The 23969-nt window shown below is 52.6% G+C and carries 21 protein-coding genes; 13 read left to right on the forward strand and 8 right to left on the reverse strand.

The window, feature by feature from the left end:
• Positions 1-38: 38 nt before the first annotated feature.
• From yhdP to csrD, 7 genes are all read right to left on the reverse strand, one after another.
• Complete coding sequence (gene yhdP, locus C3432_RS24565; RefSeq protein ID WP_103779832.1) at positions 39-3839, reverse strand: AsmA2 domain-containing protein YhdP; 3801 nt, start codon at positions 3837-3839, stop codon at positions 39-41.
• 56 nt (positions 3840-3895) lie between these two features.
• Positions 3896-5365 carry a ribonuclease G gene (rng, locus tag C3432_RS24570; protein ID WP_103779835.1) on the reverse strand — a complete coding sequence of 490 codons (1470 nt, stop codon included), beginning with the start codon at positions 5363-5365 and terminating at the stop codon, positions 3896-3898.
• Entirely contained in the window at positions 5355-5948 is a 594-nt protein-coding gene (locus C3432_RS24575; RefSeq protein WP_103779837.1) for a Maf family protein, read from the reverse strand. Before C3432_RS24575 ends, rng begins: the two co-directional genes overlap by 11 nt.
• Positions 5949-5956: 8 nt before the next feature.
• Positions 5957-6445 (reverse strand): rod shape-determining protein MreD, encoded by a 489-nt coding sequence (gene mreD / locus C3432_RS24580; RefSeq protein ID WP_103779839.1) that lies wholly within the window; start codon positions 6443-6445, stop codon positions 5957-5959.
• A complete protein-coding gene (gene mreC, locus C3432_RS24585; protein ID WP_103779841.1) occupies positions 6445-7476 on the reverse strand; it encodes a rod shape-determining protein MreC in 1032 nt (343 codons plus the stop codon). Before mreC ends, mreD begins: the two co-directional genes overlap by 1 nt.
• Positions 7477-7540: 64 nt before the next feature.
• Entirely contained in the window at positions 7541-8584 is a 1044-nt protein-coding gene (mreB, locus tag C3432_RS24590; protein WP_000913396.1) for a rod shape-determining protein MreB, read from the reverse strand.
• Between the two features lie 308 nt (positions 8585-8892).
• Entirely contained in the window at positions 8893-10833 is a 1941-nt protein-coding gene (csrD, locus tag C3432_RS24605; RefSeq protein WP_103779844.1) for an RNase E specificity factor CsrD, read from the reverse strand.
• 224 nt (positions 10834-11057) lie between these two features.
• Here csrD and acuI point away from each other — a divergent pair, with 224 nt between their 5' ends.
• The 12 genes from acuI to C3432_RS24670 all read left to right on the forward strand — a co-directional run bounded on the left by acuI (position 11058) and on the right by C3432_RS24670 (position 21706).
• Entirely contained in the window at positions 11058-12032 is a 975-nt protein-coding gene (acuI, locus tag C3432_RS24610) for an acrylyl-CoA reductase (NADPH) (protein ID WP_103779846.1), read from the forward strand.
• A gap of 120 nt (positions 12033-12152) precedes the next feature.
• Positions 12153-13157: a protein-methionine-sulfoxide reductase catalytic subunit MsrP gene (msrP, locus tag C3432_RS24615; protein WP_103779848.1), complete on the forward strand. Its 1005-nt coding sequence runs from the start codon at positions 12153-12155 to the stop codon at positions 13155-13157.
• Positions 13158-13757: a protein-methionine-sulfoxide reductase heme-binding subunit MsrQ gene (gene msrQ / locus C3432_RS24620; protein WP_103779850.1), complete on the forward strand. Its 600-nt coding sequence runs from the start codon at positions 13158-13160 to the stop codon at positions 13755-13757.
• Between the two features lie 393 nt (positions 13758-14150).
• A complete protein-coding gene (gene accB / locus C3432_RS24630; RefSeq protein WP_103779852.1) occupies positions 14151-14621 on the forward strand; it encodes an acetyl-CoA carboxylase biotin carboxyl carrier protein in 471 nt (156 codons plus the stop codon).
• 10 nt (positions 14622-14631) lie between these two features.
• Positions 14632-15981, forward strand: coding sequence for an acetyl-CoA carboxylase biotin carboxylase subunit (gene accC / locus C3432_RS24635; protein WP_103779854.1), 1350 nt, complete (start codon positions 14632-14634; stop codon positions 15979-15981).
• A 107-nt stretch (positions 15982-16088) separates the two neighbouring features.
• Complete coding sequence (locus C3432_RS24640; protein WP_103779856.1) at positions 16089-16331, forward strand: YhdT family protein; 243 nt, start codon at positions 16089-16091, stop codon at positions 16329-16331.
• A complete protein-coding gene (panF, locus tag C3432_RS24645) occupies positions 16321-17772 on the forward strand; it encodes a sodium/pantothenate symporter (protein ID WP_103779858.1) in 1452 nt (483 codons plus the stop codon). Before C3432_RS24640 ends, panF begins: the two co-directional genes overlap by 11 nt.
• 11 nt (positions 17773-17783) lie before the next feature.
• Complete coding sequence (prmA, locus tag C3432_RS24650) at positions 17784-18665, forward strand: 50S ribosomal protein L11 methyltransferase (protein WP_103779860.1); 882 nt, start codon at positions 17784-17786, stop codon at positions 18663-18665.
• Between the two features lie 562 nt (positions 18666-19227).
• Positions 19228-20193, forward strand: coding sequence for a tRNA dihydrouridine synthase DusB (gene dusB / locus C3432_RS24655; protein WP_103779862.1), 966 nt, complete (start codon positions 19228-19230; stop codon positions 20191-20193).
• Between the two features lie 25 nt (positions 20194-20218).
• The gene (gene fis / locus C3432_RS24660; protein ID WP_000462905.1) at positions 20219-20515 is read left to right on the forward strand and encodes a DNA-binding transcriptional regulator Fis; all 297 of its coding nucleotides are present in this window, start codon (positions 20219-20221) and stop codon (positions 20513-20515) included.
• Positions 20516-20597: 82 nt separating this feature from the next.
• Positions 20598-21470 carry an adenine-specific DNA-methyltransferase gene (gene yhdJ / locus C3432_RS24665; RefSeq protein WP_103779864.1) on the forward strand — a complete coding sequence of 291 codons (873 nt, stop codon included), beginning with the start codon at positions 20598-20600 and terminating at the stop codon, positions 21468-21470.
• Between the two features lie 71 nt (positions 21471-21541).
• Positions 21542-21706 (forward strand): DUF2556 family protein, encoded by a 165-nt coding sequence (locus tag C3432_RS24670; RefSeq protein WP_103779866.1) that lies wholly within the window; start codon positions 21542-21544, stop codon positions 21704-21706.
• A gap of 53 nt (positions 21707-21759) precedes the next feature.
• On the opposite strand, the gene envR is transcribed toward C3432_RS24670, so the two are convergent.
• Positions 21760-22386: an acrEF/envCD operon transcriptional regulator gene (envR, locus tag C3432_RS24675; protein WP_103779868.1), complete on the reverse strand. Its 627-nt coding sequence runs from the start codon at positions 22384-22386 to the stop codon at positions 21760-21762.
• Positions 22387-22799: 413 nt separating this feature from the next.
• Between envR and C3432_RS24680 the strand changes: the two genes are divergently transcribed.
• A complete protein-coding gene (locus tag C3432_RS24680; protein ID WP_103779870.1) occupies positions 22800-23963 on the forward strand; it encodes an efflux RND transporter periplasmic adaptor subunit in 1164 nt (387 codons plus the stop codon).
• Positions 23964-23969: the final 6 nt, after the last annotated feature.

Below are 23969 nucleotides of genomic sequence, written 5' to 3' on the forward strand. Positions count from 1 at the left end.
ATTTACTGAGATTGGGGCAATTTCGCCCCTCCGTCAAATCATTGCTGGCTTTCTTTGCGAGGCTGGCGCAGGACTTCGTTGATCTGCGGTTTGTCTACCGGGCCGGTGATGCGATAGCGCAGAATCGAGACTTTGCTCCACAGTGGTCCCAGAACCTTGCTCGCGGCAAACACCGCCGCACCCACGATAGGATTCACCGCAAACGCGGCGGCAACGCCCACGGTTGCGGAAATTTCCGGTGCCACAACAGCTTCAATATCCAGTTCACGTCGCACCAGATTGACCGACCCTTTCATCGCAATATCAGCCTCCAGTCCGTCCACCAGCGTATCGTCCGTATGCATTACGCCATCTTTAATCCACGCGGTGCTGCGAATCGAATCAAAGTAAAACCCTTCGCTGAAGGTATCGCTGAAATCAAAGCGCAGCTTACGCAGCAGAGCATCGAAACTCAGCAGGCGCAGCAGCTGACCCGCGTGACCAGTGCTAAGCTCAGTGATTTCCCCTTTACCCAGTTGGGTGCGAATAATCCCGTTAAGCGAGGCCTCATCCGGCTGCCACGGCGGATTACGCCAGTGCAAATCATAATCAACGTTAAATGAGGAATTCCGGATTGGCGTAGAAACGCCAAAAAACCCGGCGGCTGCATCAATCTTGTTACCACGCAGCTTGCCCTTCAGCGAAGTGCGCTGACGGCCAGGTGTGTTAATCCACTCCCCGTCCGCGGTCAGTCGGGCGAATCCGGTATCCAGCAGACCGTTGCTCAATGTCAGCGTATCGCCTTTAATCGCCACATCGGCGTCAAGGCGTCCATATTTTTGCCCCCACATCCAGCACTCTTCACAACGTAACTGCACGTCAGGCCAACCGTGAAAGCTGACGCTGTCGGTTGATGAGAAAGGCGACGATGAGGTAGCCGCACTACTGCTTTTCGCCGTTGTCGGGTTGTAGTAGAGATATTTGATAAACGCCTGCCACGGCGCGTTATTCCGCATCGCCAGCGTGGCGTTGATCTCTCGCCCCTGAGCTTCGACTTTAGTACCATTCGACGCCGCTTCAGAGACAATGCTCACGTTATTCCACTGCTGTCCGCCCAGCGCCAGGGAAGGCGTGCGTAGCGTCACGCGTTGCGGGAATTTCGCACTGCTGCCCACTTTGTCCGCCGCCCCTTTCTGGAACAGCGCCAGCCATTGCGCGCCGTCCAGAGCTGGCAGATTCAGCTCCACTCCTTCCCGATCGGGAAGCGACGGCGTTGTCCGACTGTCCGTCGCCCAGATAGCACGGTCGAGCGTGAGCTTCTGATTCAATAACCAACGGCTGTTGAAATGGTTACCCTTTCCGGCGCTACCGGTCAGCGCGAAACTGCGCAGATCGCCGTCAGCTTTAATGGCGAAAGGCAATGGCTCACCCGCTGATTTATCCATCGGGGATGGTAAGTGACTACTTACATTTTTAAGGTCACCCTTTAACTCAATATTGTATTTTGCCCCGGCATGATACGGCAGATCGATCCCCACTTTGCCGCTCCACGCCACGCTACCGCTCAACGCCTCATTCACCTGAGCGGGCAACACACCGGTGCGGGTCGGCTGCCAGTTGCCTTCAAGATTCACGGCAACCTGATAGGCTTTCGCCCCTTCATTAGTAGTGAAATCAACGTTCAGCGGCTGATTAAACCAGTTTGCAGTCAATGGCTCGCTCTTAAGATTGCCATTGATAAAGCTGAACTTCCCGTTCAGGTTCTTCAGCGTGCTATCAAGCGGCTTAATGAACAGGCTGTTGTTACGCAGCGAAACATCACCTTTGGCGGTAACCTGCTCGCCGTCGAGCGGAATATCAAGATGTAAGCGAGCATTCACATCGCCATCCATCTGTAGCTGCTCAAGCGCTGCGCCAAGAGAATCTTTCAGCGGAGTGTCGTCAAAGTACGGTCCGACGGCTTTTCCTGGCCCATTAATATCCGCGTCAATCAGCAGCTTCTCTTTAGCATAATCAGGAATGATCGCCGTCAGATTGCTGGCCTTCACGCCGCCCAGGTTAACGCTGTCGGTCTTCATCCACAGGCCGTCGTTAAGGAAATCCAGCTCAATATTCAGATCGGTCAGCGCAGGCCAGTCCGGCTGGAAAGCAAATTTGGCATTGCGCAGCGGTACCAGTACCTCAAACTGCCCTTCGTTGTGTTTATACGGGAACAAATGAGGATTACCACCGTAGACCAGCGTGGCGTTATCCGCCTGTCCTCCCTGAATCGCCCCGCTGAGGTAGTCCACCAGCGCTTTGCCCATCAGGTTTTCCGGGAAGTAACGCCAGGCCTGAGAGCCATCGTCGGTGCTGATACCCGCCAGAATTCCCAGCCAGGGTTCATCGCCCGTTGGTTGCAGATAGCGGAAGCCGCCACGTGCATGAACCGCTGTGGCTTTAACATCAATGTCGCGCCCGTCAAGCTGAAAGCCATTGTCATTGTTCAGCCAGCGCAGCGTCGCCACGCCATCTGCAATTTCCAGCGGCGCGCGGAAGACCGTTTCATAAGGCATCTTCGCCTGCTTCATCGACGCGGTGAGCACACCTTCCGCCACGCTCCCTGACAACGTGCCGGAGAAATGCTCCGCCCCCGGCAATAGCTTCCACTGTTTCCAGGCCAGATCGCGCCACGATGCCTGAAAGCGCGTTTTGTCGGTCGCCTGGAGCGGGATATCCAGCGAAAGCCGATCTATCTTTCCGCTCGGCTGGGTAGATTGCCAGATATCGCCCAGCGCAGGAGAGAGCTTCGCCACCATCGGGCGCAACCCTTCCACCCCGGAGAGTTCCAGATTGCTGGCACGGATGCGCAGCTCGTCGCTGCGCTTGTTATTTTCGCCACCGACTTCCTGCTCCGGGAGCCAGGCAAGCGTCAGCGCGCCACGGGGCCAGGGTTTATCATCCATGGTGATACGCGTATCAGGAATAGCAAACTGCCAGCCGGACTGCTCGCGGCTGATATGCGCCGTCAGATTATCAACAGAAAGGGTATGAGTGATATTTTCGCCTTGCCAGCTTGCCCCCCCCTTTTTCAGCCAGACATCGCCGCCGGAGATTTCGCCTTTGCTGATGGTCATCCAGCCTTCCAGACTGAAGCGCGCGGTTTCCAGCGCCACGTTGTCCTGCATCCATTTCCCCAGCCACGGCGTCACGTCAATATCATCAGCCTGTAGCCAGACCCGACCATTATTCAGCAGGCCGTCATCATCACGCAGATCCATCCGCACCTGCATCACGCCATGCTGCCCGGTCAGACTGGATAGGCTGACCTGACCTTCAGCGCGATGGCGGTTTCTGCCATTAAGCCAGGTCAGTTGAGGAATAGCCAGCTCAGCGCGCTGGCCGGAGAGCGTGAGGAAACTAATCTGGCTGTCGCGCAGATCGAAGTGATCGAACTGGCGTAGAAAAAGATCGCTTATCCTGCTGGTTTCAAGCCCGTCTCCGCCGTCACTCCGTTCGATAGGCGTATTGGTTCGGAAGTTAAGTTGCCAGAAGGTGAGGTCGCGAAACTGCCAGCGCATGTGCAACAGGCTCTGCCAGACATCCAGCGCCAGGGTCACACGTTTAACCGAAAATTCACCGCCGTCTTTCAACTGCGCATGAATATCGCGGGCTTCGAGGGTAGGACCGAAATTTTGCCAGCTGGCAGAGAGCTGGCTGGCGTTAACCGGAATACCGGTGGCTGACTCAATTTTGCTGAGGATCGTCGGACGCCAACTGTCGAGTTGCGGCAGCACAAGGCGCAGACCACTGACCAGCAGCGCTACGACAACGACGAGCGCGGCTCCAGTGAGCAGTAAAATCCCCGGCAATCGCCTCACGCGTCTCTCCTTGTCTGCCAAAAAAAGAGCCATCAGTCATCTGGCTCAGAGTCGGTTTACATCATTACGACGTCAAACTGCTCCTGGTTATAGAGCGGCTCAATTTGCACTTTGACCTGTTTGCCGACGAAAATCTCGACTTCCGCCAGCGCGTGAGACTCTTCCCCTTTCAGGGTCTCCGCCACCGCCGGGGACGCATAGACCAGGAAGCGGTCAGAGTCGTAGGCGTGATGGACACGGACGATTTCGCGCATGATCTCATAGCAGACGGTTTCCACCGTTTTCACCGTTCCGCGACCGTGACAGGTCGGACATTCATTGCAGAGCACATGCTCCACGCTTTCACGCGTACGCTTACGCGTCATCTCTACCAGTCCCAGTTGGGAAAAACCGTTAATGCTGGTTTTCACCCGATCTTTACTTAACGCCTGCTCAAGGGAGTGCAGCACCCGGCGGCGATGATCTTCATTATTCATGTCGATGAAATCGATAATAATGATGCCGCCGAGATTACGCAGACGCAGCTGTCGGGCAATCGCCTGGGTTGCTTCGATGTTGGTATTAAAAATAGTGTCATCGAGGTTGCGATGACCCACAAACGCGCCGGTATTAATATCGACGGTCGTCATCGCTTCTGTCTGATCGATGATCAGATAACCGCCCGACTTCAGTTCAACCTTACGTTCCAGTGCACGCTGGATCTCATTTTCCACATCAAAGAGATCAAAGATCGGCTGACGCCCGCTGTAATGCTCCAGCTTGCTGGTCATCTCAGGAATATATTCCGCGGTAAATTCCAGCAAAGATTCATAGGTCAGCCGGGAATCCACGCGAATACGGTCCAGATGAGCATCAGCGAAATCACGCAGTACCCGCTGTGCCAGCGCCAGCTCGCCATACATCTGATAGCGGGTCTGAGGGCGCTTCTTGCGCTCCATGACTTTGGTCCAGACACGCTTGAGATAAGCCGCATCTGAGGCCAGATCTTCTTCACAAACGCCTTCTGCCGCTGTACGAATAATGAATCCGCCCTGCTCGTCGCAGTATTCCGCCACCACTTTTTTCAGGCGTTCGCGTTCGGTTTCGCTTTCAATACGCTGGGAAACCCCCACGTGAGAAGCTCCGGGCATAAAGACAAGATAACGGGAGGGTAACGTGATGTCGGTTGTCAGACGAGCACCTTTCGTACCCAACGGGTCTTTCACAACCTGCACCATCAGATCCTGTCCCTGGCGCACCAGCTCGGAAATATCGCGCACGGTGAACTGCTTCTGCTCATCTCCGGCCACACATTCGGTGTGCGGCATAATGTCGGAAGCATGTAGAAACGCGGCTTTATCTAATCCAATATCTACAAAAGCCGCCTGCATACCCGGAAGTACACGGCTTACCCGACCTTTGTAGATATTGCCTACAATTCCGCGTCGCGCCTCACGTTCAATATGAATTTCCTGCAGAATACCGCCATCAATGTACGCCACGCGCGTCTCCGATGGCGTTACGTTTACCAACAATTCAGCCGTCATGTTTATCCCTTTTCTCACGCAGTGAGTTAAAATTGCTCAGCAACTCATACGTTTCAACCAGCGGTAAGCCGACCACGGCGTGATAGCTGCCATTAATCTTCCTGACAAAACAGCCACCCAGCCCCTGAATACCGTATGCACCTGCTTTATCCATCGGTTCACCGCTGGCCACGTAGCCAGCGATATCCGCATCTGTTAGTGCTCTGAACGTCACTTCCGTCACCACCAGGCAATCCAGCACGCACTGGCTATCCGCCAGCGCGACCGCGGTCATCACCTGATGCGTCTGCCCGGACATTTTCCGCAACATGCACGCCGCGTGCTCTGCATCGCGCGGTTTTTCCAGAACCTCACCGTTAAGGATTACGATGGTATCGGCTCCAAGTACCGGCAAATCATGCGGTGTTTGCGTCACGCCAGCCTGGGCCTTCTCTCGCGCCAGACGAGAGACATACTGCATGGCGCTTTCACCATCGCCACGTTTTTCTTCAATCCCGGTGACGATGCGTTCGAAAGAAACCCCCAGCTGGGTCAGTAATTCCTGACGGCGAGGCGATCCGGAAGCGAGATATAACGAAATCATAGAAACCTTTATTGCACAGCAAACTGCTGACGCACTTTGCGCATCAATAAGAAGAGCCAGGGCCAGAGCACACCGTTAACTACACTACTCCAGAACACTTCGGGTCTGAAAGAGACGTTGATCACTAAAAACTCTGCCCAGAAAACAATAATATCCACCGCCAGCGAAAGCAACATCACCACCAGCGCCTGTTGCCAGAGCGCCAGATTACGAAACAGCTGGAATTTGAGCGCCACCAGATAAGCGATGATACTCATCGACAGCGCTCTTACGCCCAGCGTCGAACCGCTGATAAGATCCAGTATGGCACCCATCACAAAACCTGTGCCCACATTTACGCGATGAGGCAGAGCAAGGATCCAATACAAGAGGATAAGCAGAACCCAGTTTGGCCGGTAAACAATAATGTCTTCCGGCCAGGGCATAACCTGCAGCAAGAGTGCAATAAGGAACGAGAGCCAAATAACCCAGCGTCCGTGGCTACGGTAACTTGCCACTACGGTCCTCCCGGCGCACGCGCAGGAGGCTGCGTCGTTGCTGGCACGGTTGAACCCGCAGGCACCTGACCGATTCCCGTAGCCGGATCCGGCATGGGTGCCGGCGGCCCCATCGTATCCGGTGAAGGCAGAACCTGCGGCATCATCTGCATCAGACGTTCATTCGCTACGCGGTGCACGTCTTCCGGCGTCATCGGATTCGCGCCATTGCGATCCGCCCCCCACAGCAGCAGCAGATAACGCAAGCGTTGCAGACCCGCCGTCGGGCGCGCCTGAATTACGGTATACGCCCGCTGCGTATCAAGCTTGACGGAGGAAACAACGCCAACCGGATACCCTTCCGGGAAGCGACCGCCGAGACCAGAGGTCACCAGCACATCCCCGACGCGAATGTCGGTGTTGGCTGGCAGATGCTCAAGCTGCAAATCATCAGTACAGCCGTTACCGGCGGCAATCACGCGAATGTCGTTACGTAGCACCTGAATCGGCAGCGCATGGGTGGCATCGCAGATCAACAGAACGCGGCTGGTGAGTTTTGCGACTGCGACCACCTGGCCCACAACGCCTTTATCACTGATAACCGGCTGGCCTTCGTAAACGCCGTTAACGCTCCCTTTGTCGATCACAACCTGATCGCTGTAAGGATCGTTAACCGTTGAGATCACCTGCGTGACCATCTTTTGCTCATCCTGACGTAGCGGAGACCCCAGCAGCTCGCGCAAACGCGCGTTCTCCTGTTTATATTGTCCCAGCATCAGCAGGTCGCTGTTTTTTAGCAGCAGTTCCTGGCGCAGTGCCCGGTTTTCAAGTTCGAGTTGGTCACGCGAGGCCAGCGTTTGCGAAACGCCGTCGAGTAATTCACGGGGACCATTGGAAATAAAGTAGAAAGGACTGACGGCGGTGTCCATGTACGTGCGGATTTGACTGAACATCCCCAGGCGGCTGTCGGCAATAATAACGCCGAGCGCCACCAGCACCGCCAGAATAAGGCGAATCTGTAGCGACGGGCCACGGCTAAAAATTGGCTTCATAAGTTTGCGTATTCTCGTATCAGAGCCGGCAGGGTAATCAAAGCATCACCCTGCCCGCATCCGATTACTCTTCGCTGAACAGGTCGCCGCCGTGCATGTCGATCATTTCCAGCGCCTTGCCGCCGCCGCGCGCCACACAGGTCAGCGGATCTTCAGCAACAACAACTGGAATACCGGTCTCTTCCATTAACAGACGGTCAAGGTTGCGCAGCAGTGCGCCACCGCCCGTGAGCACCATTCCGCGCTCGGAGATATCTGACGCCAGTTCCGGCGGGCACTGTTCCAGTGCAACCATCACAGCACTGACAATACCGGTCAGCGGCTCCTGCAGCGCTTCCAGAATCTCGTTAGAGTTCAGAGTGAAGCCGCGTGGAACGCCCTCGGCCAGGTTACGACCGCGCACTTCAATTTCGCGCACTTCGTCGCCCGGATAGGCAGAACCGATTTCGTGCTTAATACGTTCTGCGGTGGCTTCACCAATCAGAGAACCGTAGTTACGACGTACATAGTTGATGATGGCTTCATCGAAACGGTCACCGCCGATACGCACGGAGGAGGAGTAAACCACGCCGTTCAGAGAGATAACGGCCACTTCGGTCGTACCGCCACCGATATCCACAACCATGGAGCCCGTTGCTTCAGAAACCGGCAAACCTGCGCCAATTGCCGCAGCCATCGGTTCTTCAATCAGGAACACTTCGCGGGCGCCAGCGCCCTGTGCGGATTCACGGATTGCACGGCGTTCAACCTGAGTCGCTCCAACCGGAACACACACCAGCACACGCGGGCTTGGACGCATGAAGCTGTTGCTGTGCACTTGCTTAATGAAGTGCTGCAACATTTTTTCAGTCACGAAGAAGTCAGCGATAACGCCATCTTTCATTGGGCGGATAGCAGCGATATTGCCCGGTGTACGACCCAGCATCTGCTTCGCATCATGACCTACTGCAGCCACGCTTTTCGGTGAACCGGCACGATCCTGACGAATGGCTACCACAGAAGGCTCATTCAATACGATGCCTTGTCCTTTTACATAAATGAGGGTATTCGCGGTACCCAGGTCAATGGACAAGTCATTGGAAAACATGCCACGAAATTTTTTCAACATACTAAGGGATAATCCTGAAAGCTGGGGCGGAAAACAAAATCCGCTTACTTTACCAACCACACGCAGCAGCGACAAGGCGCAAAAATCATCTGCTACGGTGAAAATTAGTGCAGTTCGTTTCCTCTGTTACAAATCTCTACCTGAGTCCCTCAGGGCTGAGTACGTCAGCAGCAGTCCTCGCTCTCATTTGCAACCTGTTAAAGGTCATTCACCTGCATATGTGCTGTAACAAACTGGCGAGCAGACAAGCACACCCCCATGAAGGCACAGCGCGCGTTATTCTACGTGAAAACAGAATAAACGGCAGGTTAAACCGAATATCTTTGAGAATATTTTTTCACGTTTGTGTCAAGTGGCTGTGAGGCAGCAAAAAAATCACCCTGTCCGCCCGCCACACCACGCGCTGTCAGCGTCAGCCACTCGTCCCGCGAACGAACGCCAGTGGCGTAAACCTGAGTATTCGTGCCTGTGCACGCTTCCACCAGACTTTGCACCAGTAGCTGATTCTCTGTTCGCTTCTCAATATTTCTGACCAGGCTCGGATGAAGCTTGATCAATTCAACATTAAGCTCTTTAATCCAGATGGTACTTACCAGGGTCAAACCCGCCTGCGTGACCACAACCCGAACACCAAGTGCATTCACCAGGCGAATCACAGGCTGTAACCGGCTGATGTGTTGACCTACATCCGCCTCTGCAAGTTCAATAATTATGCGTTTTCGTTGCGATTTTTCACACTGCATCAATGTATCACGCAGCCAGCGCTGAAAACGCGGGCGAATCAGCGATTCAACCGTGACCTGGACCGCCAAATTTTCTTCTGGCCAGTAGCCCAGTAGTGGAATAACGCGGCTAATCTGCAGACGATCGTACTCTTCAGCCAGGCCAAACTGCAGCACCATTGGCATGTATTCTGCCGAAAGCACCTCTTCATTCCCATCAAAGAGACGGCACATCAGCTCCCGGTGATGAACACGGCCTTCCCGGGTCACTGCCGGCTTTTGATAGATACGCGGTCCACCGCGACTGAGCATCTGTTCGATAAGGGTGCGCCAGCGAACATTACCACGACCTTTCTCCGGGAGCGTATCGTCATACACCGCCCAGCTATTCCCCCCCTGCAAAACAGCGTTACGGGTGGCGGCCTCCGCATGTTCCATTACCTGCTCGGTCGATTGCCCGCTGCGCCAGGCGCAAATGCCGATATGTACCATATCGTCACGATCGAGCATTTTATTAACGGGAAGTGAATCTACGGCTTTTAATAGCTGTCCGGCAATGCTTTCGGCCTCTTTCAGCGTGCGGTGCGGCAGCAGTATGGCAAAGTCACTGCGGTGGTAACGCGCCAACAGCGAACCAGGATAACGCATCATGAAGGTGGAAAGCAGGTTGATAAGACCAAACAGCTCCTCTTCCGCTGAATGGCGTCCCCAGTTGTCACGCAGCAGATTGAAGTCAGGCAGACGTATCATCATGACAACGCCATGCGCGCCCACTTTCTCCTGATCTTCGAGCAACGTCGCCAGTTGGTTATCGAAAAACAGACGATTACCAAGACCGGTTTTTGTATCCTGCGCGGCATAAGATCGGATCAGCGTGTCGAGCCGACTGCGTTGCTCCTGGGCGTGTTGAATCTCTGAAAGCAACATATCCAGGGCGCTACTGGTGCGCGAGGGCCACTCATATACGCTACCGCGAACGTTTGGCCCGCGCTCTCCGTTCAGTATTCGCGTCGAGCGAACCTCCAGCAGCTCCTGCCCGGAAAGCTGCCGCTGGAGCCAACGGACGGCGAAGAACAACATAATGACAATAAAGCCGATTGCCAGCGTTAACGGTGCCGTTGTCATCAGCGAGTGGAAATAATTGCCCATCGGATCCTGATACACCAGATGCAACGTCATTCCCGGATGTTTAAGGAGGGGGGCCGTCACTTCACGAAACAGATTACTGGTACCAACCGGACGGTAGCTGCCGCTGCGCGTCTGGGTGTCGATCTGCTTTTCTCCATGCAGCAGGTCGATGCGCACAATGTCGGCGGACATCATCAGCTCGCTAATTTGCGGCTTGAGCGTAGAAAAATCGCTGGTAACAAGGTGAGTATCAATCGCTGTCGCTACTGCCTGAACGCGGTGGCTGAACTTGTATTGAATGGCATTGTAGAAACTCAGCGAGCAGCCAATCAGGGTAACGAAGATCGTTAAACCTGTTAGTAACGTGACAAAGGCTGAGAATTTCGTCGTTAATCGCATCCTTGTGTTAACTCCGACAGTTATAAAGCGGCGCGAAAGTGATCAAGCGGAACCTAAAAACCAACTAAACTTGAAATCCGCCCGGTTGTGCAAAAAAGTGAGTGCATACTACCAAATCAGGTGCATCTGGCAATTTATTGCGTTGAATCGGCATCACGTTTCGATTAGCGAGTATAGTCATCATAAATAATTTTCCAATCCACCATGCAAAATGAGGACAGGTTATGCAGGCTTTGATCTTAGAACAGCAGGACGGTAAAACCATCGCGTCCGTTCAGACTCTCGAAGAGAGCCGGCTGCCGGAAGGCGATGTGACAGTTGATGTCCACTGGTCCAGCCTGAACTACAAAGATGCACTCGCTATCACCGGGAAAGGGAAGATCATCCGTAACTTTCCGATGATTCCTGGTATCGATTTTGCCGGTACCGTTCATACCAGTGAAGATCCGCGTTTTCATGCCGGGCAGGACGTTCTGCTGACCGGTTGGGGCGTGGGCGAAAACCATTGGGGGGGGCTGGCCGAACAGGCTCGCGTCAAAGGCGACTGGCTGGTTGCGTTGCCAGAAGGACTGGACGCTCGTAAAGCAATGGTGATTGGTACCGCTGGTTTTACCGCCATGCTGTGCGTCATGGCGCTGGAAGATGCGGGTATTCGTCCTGAAGACGGCGAGGTTGTGGTCACTGGTGCCAGTGGCGGCGTAGGGAGCACGGCTGTCGCTCTGCTGCATAAGTTAGGTTATCAGGTTGCAGCCGTTTCTGGTCGTGAAAGCACCCATGATTACCTGAGAAGTCTCGGCGCAAATCGTATTTTAGACCGCAATGAATTTGCGGAATCACGCCCGCTGGAAAAACAGCTTTGGGCAGGTGCGATCGATACCGTTGGTGACAAAGTGCTGGCGAAAGTGCTGGCGCAAATGAACTACGGTGGTTGCGTTGCGGCCTGCGGTCTGGCTGGCGGTTTCGCTCTGCCGACCACGGTCATGCCGTTTATTTTGCGTAATGTCCGTTTGCAGGGGGTGGATTCAGTGATGACGCCGCCAGCACGTCGTGCAAAAGCCTGGGCGCGCCTGGTTAACGATCTGCCAGAATCGTTCTATGCGCAGGCAGCAACAGAGATTGCACTGGCAGATGCACCGAAGTTTGCCGATGCCATTATTAATAACCAGGTGCAGGGCCGCACGCTGGTGAAGGTTCAGTAAGCACCGCTGCCGCAGATATTTACACTTAATTAACTAAATTTCACGGCATTTTTACAGACACCCTGCCATAGTAACTACGCGTCCTTCCATGAATCGTGACGCGTACGCCAGGAGTCTGTTATGCAGAAATTACGTCCATTTACAGAAGCCGACGTCACTGCCGAGTCGGTTTTTTTTATGCAGCGTCGCCAGGTATTAAAAGCCCTGGGGCTTGGTGCTGCAGCCTTGTCACTACCTGTTACGGCCCATGCCGATTTATTGAGCTGGTTTAAGGGCAACGATCGGCCCCCGGCTCCGGCAGGAAAAGCGCTTGATTTCAGCAAACCGCCCGCCTGGCAAAGCCATCTTCCCTTAACGCCGGAAGAGAAAGTCAGCGGTTATAACAACTTTTATGAGTTTGGTCTGGATAAAGCCGATCCTGCCGCCAATGCGAATAGCCTAAAAACCGATCCGTGGACGCTGAAAATCAGCGGTGAGGTGGCAAAACCCTTGACGCTGGATCACGATGCGTTGACCTCCCGCTTTCCACTGGAAGAGCGGATTTATCGGATGCGCTGTGTCGAAGCCTGGTCGATGGTCGTTCCCTGGATTGGCTTTCCTTTACACAAGCTACTCGCCCAGGCTGAACCCACCAGCAACGCTAAATATGTGGCGTTTGAAACACTCTACGCCCCTGATGATATGCCAGGACAGAAAGACCGCTTTATTGGCGGCGGACTTCAGTATCCCTATGTCGAAGGGCTACGTCTGGACGAAGCGATGCACCCACTTACCTTGTTAACCGTCGGCGTCTACGGCAAAGCGCTGCCGCCGCAAAACGGTGCCCCCATCCGGCTTACGGTACCGTGGAAGTATGGTTTTAAGGGGATTAAGTCGATTGTCAGTATTAAACTGACCCGCGAGCGCCCGCCGACCACCTGGAATCTCTCCGCCCCGAACGAATATGGCTTTTATGCCAATGTAAACCCTCATGTTGATCATCCGCGCTGGTCGCAGGCCACTGAACGTTTTATCGGGGCAGGCGGTATTCTGGATGTACAAAGACAACCTACGCTACTGTTTAATGGTTACGCTGATGACGTGGCGTCGCTATATCGCGGGTTGAATCTGCGGGAGAATTTTTAAGTGCGACTCACCGTAAAGCAAATAACCTGGCTGAAAGTGCTGTTACATCTCGCCGGTTTTTTACCTTTTCTCTGGCTCTTTTGGGCAGTGAATAACGGGGGACTCAGTGCCGATCCCGTGAAAGATATTCAGCATTTTACCGGCAGGATGGCTCTGAAATTTTTGCTCGCCACCCTGCTGGTCGCGCCTCTTGCGCGCTACGCTAAACAACCCTTATTGATACGCACCCGTCGCCTGTTGGGGTTATGGTGTTTCGCCTGGGCGACGCTGCATCTGACCAGTTACGCCCTGCTGGAGTTGGGTAGTAATAATTTAGGATTGTTAGGCCGGGAGTTGATTTCTCGCCCTTACCTCACGCTTGGTATCATCTGTTGGCTGATCCTCCTGGCGCTCACGCTGACTTCCACCCAGGCGGCACAGCGAAAGCTGGGCAAGCGCTGGCAACTTTTGCATAACTTCGTCTATCTTGTCGCGATCCTGGCGCCCATTCATTATCTGTGGTCGGTGAAAATTTTGTCTCCCCAGCCGATCGTCTACGCCGCTTTAGCTCTTGCGCTTCTGGCCTTGCGATATAAGAAGTTCCGCCAGTGGTGGCGCTAGTTTTATGAACTGTGCGGTTTGTTGCAAAACACAGACTCGCGGATGTTATTTGCATGTTAGCGGTTGATTATCTTCCCTGATAAGACCAGTATTTAGCTGCCAATTGCGACGAAATAGTTATAATGTGCGACTTTGCTTTCCCGGACAGCGTTTTTTACTCGCTGAAAGGGTGACAATCGCGTATTGAAGGTATATTTTGTTTTTTGCCCGAAAATGGCAGAAGATAGCCGCACAATGACTGTCAGATTCTGAATTTCGCTGTCGGGTGCACTGGCAAATCGAGCAATGTCAGAAACGCGAGGCGTCTTGCCCGCAACAGTCATTCCAATGCTTTACAGACGGCGGTAAAACGCCTGTCACAATCACACTAAACAAAGAGTACGGAACCCACTCATGGATATTCGTAAGATTAAAAAACTGATCGAGCTGGTTGAAGAATCAGGCATCTCCGAACTGGAAATTTCCGAAGGCGAAGAATCTGTACGCATCAGCCGTGCGGCGCCAGCTGCAAGTTTTCCAATGATGCAACAGGCTTACGCTGCACCAATGATGCAGCAGCCAGCTCTGTCTAACGCTGTCGCTCCGGCGACCACTCCAGCGATGGAAGCGCCTGCAGCAGCGGAAATCAGTGGTCACATCGTACGCTCCCCAATGGTTGGTACTTTCTACCGCACGCCGAGCCCGGACGCAAAAGCGTTCATCGAAGTCGGCCAGAAAGTCAACGCGGGCGATACCCTGTGCATCGTTGAAGCCATGAAAATGATGAACCAGATTGAAGCGGACAAGTCAGGTACCGTGAAAGCAATCCTGGTCGAAAGTGGTCAACCGGTAGAATTTGACGAGCCGCTGGTCGTCATCGAGTAACGAGGCGAACATGCTGGATAAAATTGTTATCGCCAACCGCGGCGAGATTGCATTGCGTATTCTGCGTGCCTGTAAAGAACTGGGCATCAAGACTGTCGCTGTGCACTCAAGCGCGGATCGCGATTTAAAACACGTATTACTGGCGGATGAGACGGTCTGTATTGGCCCGGCTCCTTCCGTGAAAAGCTATCTGAACATCCCGGCAATCATCAGCGCCGCTGAAATTACCGGCGCAGTAGCCATCCATCCGGGTTACGGCTTCCTCTCTGAGAACGCCAACTTTGCTGAACAGGTAGAACGCTCCGGCTTCATCTTTATCGGCCCGAAAGCTGACACTATCCGCCTGATGGGCGACAAAGTCTCGGCAATCACCGCGATGAAAAAGGCCGGCGTTCCGACCGTACCGGGTTCCGATGGCCCGCTGGGCGAAGATATGGATGTTAACCGCGCTCATGCGAAACGCATTGGCTACCCGGTGATCATCAAAGCGTCTGGCGGCGGCGGCGGTCGCGGTATGCGCGTTGTGCGTGGCGATGCCGAACTGGCGCAGTCCATTTCCATGACCAAAGCTGAAGCGAAAGCTGCCTTCAGCAATGACATGGTATATATGGAAAAATACCTGGAAAACCCACGCCACATCGAGATTCAGGTGTTGGCTGATGGCCAGGGCAACGCCATCTATCTGGCAGAACGTGACTGCTCCATGCAGCGCCGTCACCAGAAAGTGGTCGAAGAGGCGCCAGCGCCGGGGATTACACCGGAACTGCGTCGCTATATCGGTGAACGTTGCGCCAAAGCGTGCGTTGACATCGGTTATCGCGGGGCGGGTACTTTTGAATTCCTGTTCGAAAACGGCGAGTTCTATTTCATCGAAATGAACACCCGTATTCAGGTAGAGCATCCGGTTACCGAAATGATCACCGGCGTTGACCTGATCAAAGAACAGTTGCGTATCGCGGCGGGTCAACCGCTGTCCATCAAACAGGAAGAGGTTGTGGTGAAAGGCCATGCGGTCGAGTGCCGTATCAACGCCGAAGACCCGAACACCTTCCTGCCAAGCCCGGGTAAAATCACGCGTTTCCACGCGCCGGGTGGCTTTGGTGTGCGCTGGGAGTCTCATATTTACGCCGGTTACACTGTACCGCCGTATTATGACTCAATGATCGGTAAGCTCATCTGCTACGGTGAAAGCCGCGATGTGGCGATTGCCCGCATGAAAAACGCTTTGCAGGAGCTGATCATCGACGGTATCAAAACCAACATTGATCTCCAGACTCGCATCATGAACGACGAGAACTTCCAGCACGGTGGAACGAATATCCACTATCTGGAGAAGAAACTCGGTCTTCAGGAAAAATAAGACTGCTATCGCAGCAAAAGGCCGGAGATTCCGGCCTTTTTTATTTCTGGGGAGAGTGAAGTCCCATAAGGTACAATCCCCGTTTTCTTCATCCACAAGGGATTCAAATGGACGCTCGTTTTGTTCAGGCCCACAAAGAGGCGCGCTGGGCGCTGTGGCTGACCCTTTTATATCTGGCCGCTTGGTTAGTGGCTGCTTACTTACCTGATTCAGCAACGGGTATTACCGGGCTTCCGCACTGGTTCGAAATGGCCTGTCTGCTGACTCCACTGGTCTTTATTTTGCTGTGCTGGGCAATGGTGAAATTTATCTATCGTGATATTTCTCTGGAGGATGACAATGCAGCTTGAGGTCATTCTGCCGCTTGTGGCCTACCTGTTCGTCGTGTTTGGCCTGTCTGTTTATGCCATGCGCAAGCGAACTACCGGCACCTTCCTGAACGAGTATTTCCTCGGTAGCCGCTCAATGGGCGGGATTGTGCTCGCAATGACGCTTACCGCCACCTATATCAGCGCCAGTTCATTTATCGGCGGTCCTGGTGCCGCATATAAGTACGGGTTGGGTTGGGTATTGCTGGCCATGATCCAGCTGCCTGCCGTCTGGCTTTCGCTGGGCATTCTCGGTAAGAAATTCGCTATTTTGGCGCGGCGTTATAACGCCGTGACGCTCAACGATATGCTGTTCGCCCGCTACCAGAGCCGTTTGCTGGTGTGGCTGGCGAGCCTTAGCCTGTTGGTGGCTTTCGTCGGCGCAATGACGGTACAGTTTATTGGCGGCGCGCGTTTACTGGAAACGGCGGCGGGAATCCCCTATGAAACCGGCCTGCTTATCTTTGGCATCAGCATTGCGCTGTATACCGCGTTTGGTGGTTTTCGCGCCAGCGTACTTAACGACACGATGCAAGGTATGGTAATGCTGATTGGTACCATTGTCCTGCTGGCAGGCGTGGTTCATGCGGCGGGGGGGCTGGGTCATGCAGTAGAAACATTGCAGGCTATCGATCCGAAACTGGTGTCGCCGCAAGGGACTGACGATATCCTCTCTCCGACCTTCATGACCTCATTCTGGGTGTTGGTCTGTTTTGGGGTGATCGGCTTACCGCACACGGCGGTACGCTGCATCTCCTATAAAGACAGCAAAGCGGTACACCGGGGTATTATCATCGGCACCATCGTGGTGGCAATCCTGATGTTCGGCATGCACCTGGCGGGCGCGCTGGGCCGGGCGGTGATCCCCGATCTGACCGTACCGGATCTGGTGATCCCAACCCTGATGGTTAAGGTACTGCCGCCATTTGCCGCCGGGATCTTCCTGGCCGCGCCAATGGCGGCGATCATGTCAACGATCAACGCCCAGCTGTTGCAAAGTTCCGCGACGATCATTAAAGATCTCTACCTGAACCTGCGTCCGGAACAGCTGAAAAATGAGGTTCGTCTGAAGCGGATGTCGGCGGTGATCACCCTGGTTTTAGGCGCATTACTGTTGCTGGCCGCATGGAAGCCACCTGAGATGATTATCTGGCTGAACCTGTTAGCGTTTGGCGGTCTGGAAGCCGTCTTCCTGTGGCCGCTGGTGCTGGGATTGTACTGGGAGCGTGCCAATGCTGCCGGCGCGTTGAGCGCGATGATTATTGGCGGCTTACTGTATGCCGTTCTTGCCACGTTTAATATTCAGTATCTGGGCTTCCATCCGATTGTGCCTTCGTTACTGCTGAGTTTGCTGGCTTTTCTGATCGGGAATCGTTTTGGTACTTCCGTCCCACAAGCCACTACATTGACTACTGATAAATAAAGAGTTTTGCCATGCCATGGATCCAACTGAAACTGAATACTACCGGTGCTAACGCGGAAGATCTGAGTGATGCCCTGATGGAAACGGGCGCCGTTTCCATCACCTTCCAGGACACACACGACACGCCGGTGTTTGAACCCTTACCGGGTGAAACCCGCCTGTGGGGCGATACCGATGTGATCGGTCTGTTTGACGCGGAAACCGACATGAAAGAGGTGGTCGCCATTCTGGAAAACCATCCGCTGCTGGGAGCCGGATTCGTCCATAAAATCGAACAACTGGAAGACAAAGACTGGGAACGCGAGTGGATGGATAACTTCCATCCGATGCGCTTTGGCGAACGGTTATGGATCTGCCCAAGCTGGCGTGATGTGCCGGATGAGAACGCAGTCAACGTAATGCTGGACCCTGGCCTGGCGTTTGGTACCGGAACGCACCCAACGACGTCTCTGTGCCTGCAATGGCTCGACAGCCTCGATTTAACCGGTAAAACCGTCATCGACTTCGGCTGCGGTTCCGGCATTCTGGCCATTGCGGCGCTGAAACTGGGCGCAGCAAAAGCTATCGGCGTGGATATCGACCCACAGGCAATTCAGGCGAGCCGCGACAATGCCCAGCGTAATGGCGTGTCAGAGCGTCTGGAGCTGTACCTGCCGCAGGATCAGCCAGACGCCATGAAAGCCGACGTGGTGGTCGCAAACATTCTCGCTGGCCCATTACGTGAACTGGCGCCATTAATCAGCGTCCTGCCCGTTACAGGCGGTTTACTGGGGCTTTCCGGTATCCTTGCCAGCCAGGCGGACAGCGTCTGCGAAGCCTATGCCGATCTCTTCACCCTTGACCCGGTCGTAGAGAAAGAAGAGTGGTGCCGAATCACGGGTCGTAAAAAGTAATCTTTCCGGGCGTGATCGGTCGATCACGCCTCGCCACACGAACCGCCGTTCCCCTCTCCTTTCATTCAAATATCCAGCAATACCCACGCCGCCCTACGGTGAGCATATCCGTGGGTTCGTTATGAAATCCGCCTCAACGCTTCACAAGAGCTGCTGAACAACTTCAAAGGTACTATTCCGCATAACAACAGCTGCCCGGTGCAACCGCTCAATGCCCGTGAGGTCACCGAGTAAACGTTAACTACGCTTCACGATCTTGTTCTGAAATGAGGTCATCGTCACACTACGGCGCGATAATTTGCTGATTAATTCAGCAGATTATCTGGTTTCAGCCCCTGCCAACGAAGAAAAAATGAGAAGTTACGCAAAATTATATGTTCGGATAGATTAGACTCATATTTCTAATGCAATGATTTATATAGTTAATTATTCATGACCGTTCAGTTTTACAGCGATTCTTTGATCCACCTCAGAGGATTGGTTAAAGTTTGGCCTTTCATCTCGTGCAAAAAATGCGTAATATACGCCGCCTTGCAGTCACAGTATGGTCATTTCTTAACTCATGCGTATCGGACAATACCCGCTCAGAAATCGCCTGATCGCAGCGCCTATGGCTGGCATCACTGACAGACCGTTTCGGACGCTGTGCTATGAGATGGGAGCAGGATTGACAGTATCCGAGATGATGTCTTCTAACCCGCAGGTTTGGGAAAGCGACAAGTCTCGTTTACGAATGGTACACGTTGATGAGCCAGGAATTCGCACGGTGCAAATTGCCGGTAGCGATCCTGTTGAGATGGCCGATGCCGCACGCATTAACGTGGAAAGCGGCGCCCAGATTATTGATATCAATATGGGGTGTCCGGCTAAAAAAGTGAATCGTAAGCTCGCAGGTTCAGCCCTCTTGCAGTACCCGGATTTAGTGAAGTCGATACTAACCGAGGTCGTCAGTGCAGTGGACGTTCCTGTCACCCTGAAGATTCGCACCGGCTGGGCTCCGGAACACCGTAACTGCGTAGAGATTGCCCAACTGGCTGAAGACTGTGGCATTCAGGCTCTGACCATTCATGGACGCACCCGCGCCTGTTTGTTCAATGGAGATGCTGAATACAACAGCATTCGGGCAGTTAAGCAGAAAGTTTCCATTCCGATTATCGCGAATGGCGACATTACTGGCCCGCATAAAGCCAGAGCTGTACTCGACTATACGGGGGCGGATGCCCTGATGATAGGCCGTGCAGCTCAGGGAAGACCCTGGATCTTTCGGGAAATCCAGCACTATCTGGACACTGGGGAGTTGCTGCCCCCCCTGCCTTTGGCAGAGGTTAAGCGCTTGCTTTGCGAGCATATTCGGGAACTGCATGACTTTTATGGTCAGGCAAAAGGGTACCGAATTGCACGTAAACACGTCTCCTGGTATCTCCAGGAGCACGCTCCAAATGACCAGTTTCGGCGCACATTCAACGCCATTGAGGATGCCAGCGAACAGCTGGAGGCGTTGGAGGCATACTTCGAAAATTTTGCGTAAACAGAAATAAAGAGCTGACAGAACTATGTTCGAACAACGCGTAAATTCTGACGTACTGACCGTTTCTACCGTTAACTCTCAGGATCAGGTAACCCAAAAACCCCTGCGTGACTCGGTTAAACAGGCACTGAAGAACTATTTTGCTCAACTGAACGGTCAGGATGTTAATGACCTCTATGAGCTGGTACTGGCTGAAGTAGAACAGCCCCTGTTGGACATGGTGATGCAATACACCCGTGGTAACCAGACCCGTGCTGCTCTGATGATGGGCATCAACCGTGGTACGCTGCGTAAAAAATTGAAAAAATACGGCATGAACTAATTTCGATTAGCTAAATGCTTGTTTAAAAAGGCGCTACTCGGCATGGGGAGCGCCTTTTTTATACGCATCATAGGGGGTTAGCGTGAAGTCCGGATGTGAACCAGCATACTTTGGTGATGAATCGAAGCAGATAATCCATGGTGACGCGCTGACTGAACTGAAAAAGCTGCCGCCAGAAAGCGTTGACTTAATCTTTGCTGACCCGCCTTATAACATCGGGAAAGATTTCGATGGCATGGTGGAGTCCTGGGATGAAGAACTTTTTTTGACATGGCTGTTTGAATGTATTGATGAGTGCCACCGCATCCTGAAACAACAAGGTACGATGTACATCATGAACAGCACGGAGAACATGCCTTACATCGACCTGAAATGCAGGAAGCTGTTCAGCATCAAAAGCCGTATCGTGTGGTCATACGACAGTTCTGGCGTACAGGCGAAGAAGTTCTTTGGCTCAATGTATGAGCCCATCCTGATGATGGTGAAAGATCCAAAGAATTACACATTTAACAGCGGTGATATTCTGGTAGAAACCAGGACCGGGGCTAAAAGAGCGCTAATCGATTACCGGAAAAACCCGCCGCAACCCTACAACATAAAAAAGGTGCCGGGCAACGTCTGGACGTTTCCTCGTGTTCGCTATCTGATGGATGAATATGAGAATCACCCTACGCAAAAACCCGAAGCGCTGCTCAAACGGGTGATTCTGGCCTCTTCAAACCCAGGAGATACTGTCTTAGACCCTTTTGCCGGAAGCTTTACGACGGGAGCCGTCGCGGTAGATACCGGGCGCAAATTTGTCGGAATTGAAGTCAATGGCGAATACATCAAAATGGGTCTCAGGAGACTAAGCGTAAGCTCTCATTATTCAGAAAAAGAGCTTGCGAAAGTTAAAAAAAGAAAAACAAAAAATCTCTCAAAATCAGTCAGAAAGGGGGAAGTAAAATCATTGTAAGTCTGCTTTTCAGCCAGCAAAATTCGTGTATATTCCCTGCAGGCTAAGACATGAATACGCAGGATTTGACAATGATTCGTAAGTATTGGTGGCTGGTTGCTTTCGCCGCATCCGTTTTCCTTTTTGACGCCTTACTGATGCAGTGGATTGAGCTGATAAGCACAGATGTGGATAAGTGTCGCAACATGAATTCAGTGAATCCGCTGAAGCTGGTGGATTGCGCCGACCTGGATTAATAAGAAGAAATAATAAAGATTATCGATCCGGAGCTATTTTCTCGATGAATCAATCACATTTCGTTGCCATCCTTACTAAACATCCGAAATACATTATCCACTAATGCAGGAGCCTGTTTATGGAGATCATAATCAGCAGGATTCATTAACCAGTTTTTGACAATGCCACTAAAACTCCCCTGAATTATAATTAACATGACATCTATATCCAGACTGGTTGATATTGCTCCGGAATTCATTCCCCATTGTAATGCTTCCCGCAGCGCCTGATGATTAAATCCTATTTTTTCGCGTATTTCCTGTTCTGATATCATATCGTTATTAAATTCACACTTATGATATAAAATTTGCAATAGCGCCCGTTGACGCGGGACTTCAGCGATATATTGTAAGCCAACGATTAATTTCTCACGCATTTGCTGTAACGGATTATCATTCCAGCATCCGACCAGTCGATCCTGGATAAGATCGCGCACAGGTGGTTGCTGCAGCCATACTTCATTAAACAACTGCGTCTTATTTTCAAAATGCCAGTAGATAGCGCCACGCGTGACGTTAGCGGCATCTGCAATGTCATTGAGCGTCGTGTTGCTGACGCCGCGAGAGGCGAACTGGACGATCGCCGTTTCAATTAAATGTTGCCGTGTTTTGAGCGCATCGGCTTTTGTTTTCTTCGCCATCAGTTATCGTGTCAGGTACAGAGGAAAAAAAATAAAAACTTCAGGTGTTTTTATCGTGGCAAAAAAATGTAACACCAACCCTGATATTAAACGAGCTTTGCGAAAGTTATCCGGCACGAAATATCAAAACATATAATTAATTTTTATGTTAATAAATAATATCATTCACAACACGAATGCGTATTTCAAATTATGTTATCCTAATTCCAAAAATTGCTATTTGTGCATTATAAAAAAGCAATGTATTAATCTTTTTTTTGCTTTTACGTGCCGTACATCTCGCCATTAAATAAGTATTGCTTACATCCCGACCTAATAATTTGTAGGATAGCCCACTGTTATTTTTCTTTGTGTACGTTAACTCCCTACCGTCATCCGGTAAATAACGAGATTTCGGTTTTTAAGGAATAGCAATGTCGAAACATGCCAGGTTTTCACTCCTGCCCTCATTCATCATCATCTCCGCTGCGTTCCTCACCGGCTGTGACGACCAGGGAGATAAACAGTCTCATGCCGTTGAGCCACAGGTTACCGTACATGTGGTCGAGTCTGCGCCGTTAGCCGTGACGACCGAACTCCCGGGACGGACAAGTGCTTTCCGCATTGCAGAGGTTCGACCTCAGGTCAGTGGTATCGTTCTTAAAAGAAATTTCATCGAAGGCAGCGATGTTGAAGCAGGTCAGTCGCTTTATCAGATCGATCCCGCAACCTACCAGGCCGACTACGACAGCGCCAAAGGCGAACTGGCAAAGAGTGAAGCGGCGGCAGCTATCGCACATTTAACGGTAAAACGTTATGTCCCGCTGGTGGGCACAAAATACATCAGTCAACAGGAATACGATCAGGCAATTGCTGATGCCCGCCAGGCCGATGCCTCCGTTATCGCGGCAAAAGCGGCGGTCGAAAGCGCGCGTATCAACCTGGCCTACACCAAAGTGACATCGCCCATTAGCGGACGTATCGGTAAATCTAACGTCACCGAAGGTGCACTGGTGACCAATGGTCAGGCGACTGAGCTGACAACGGTTCAACAGCTTGATCCTATTTATGTTGATGTAACCCAATCCAGCAGTGACTTTATGCGCCTCAAACAGGCTGTTGAACAGGGGAGCCTGCATAAAGACAGCGCTACCAGCTCCGTCGAACTGGTAATGGAGAACGGAAAAACGTATCCGCTGAAAGGTGCGTTGCAGTTCTCTGATGTCACCGTTGATGAAAGCACAGGGTCGATCACGCTCAGGGCCGTATTCCCGAACCCTCAGCATACGCTTCTGCCAGGGATGTTTGTTCGCGCACGCATTGATGAAGGTGTTCAGCCCGACGCCATTCTCGTACCACAACAGGGAGTAACGCGTACACCGCGCGGCGATGCAACGGTGATGGTTGTCAATGACAAGAGTCAGGTCGAGGCTCGCCCCGTCGTTGCTACTCAGGCGCTAGGCGATAAGTGGTTAATCAGCGAGGGCTTACAGCCTGGCGATAAGGTTATCGTCAGCGGATTGCAGAAAGCGCATCCCGGCGTACAGGTTAAAGCAACCACCGATACCGAAACTCCAGCCGCAAAAACTGCGCAATAAGGTAAC

It is taken from the genome of Citrobacter amalonaticus (genome assembly GCF_002918555.1).
Lineage (GTDB): Bacteria > Pseudomonadota > Gammaproteobacteria > Enterobacterales > Enterobacteriaceae > Citrobacter_C > Citrobacter_C amalonaticus_A.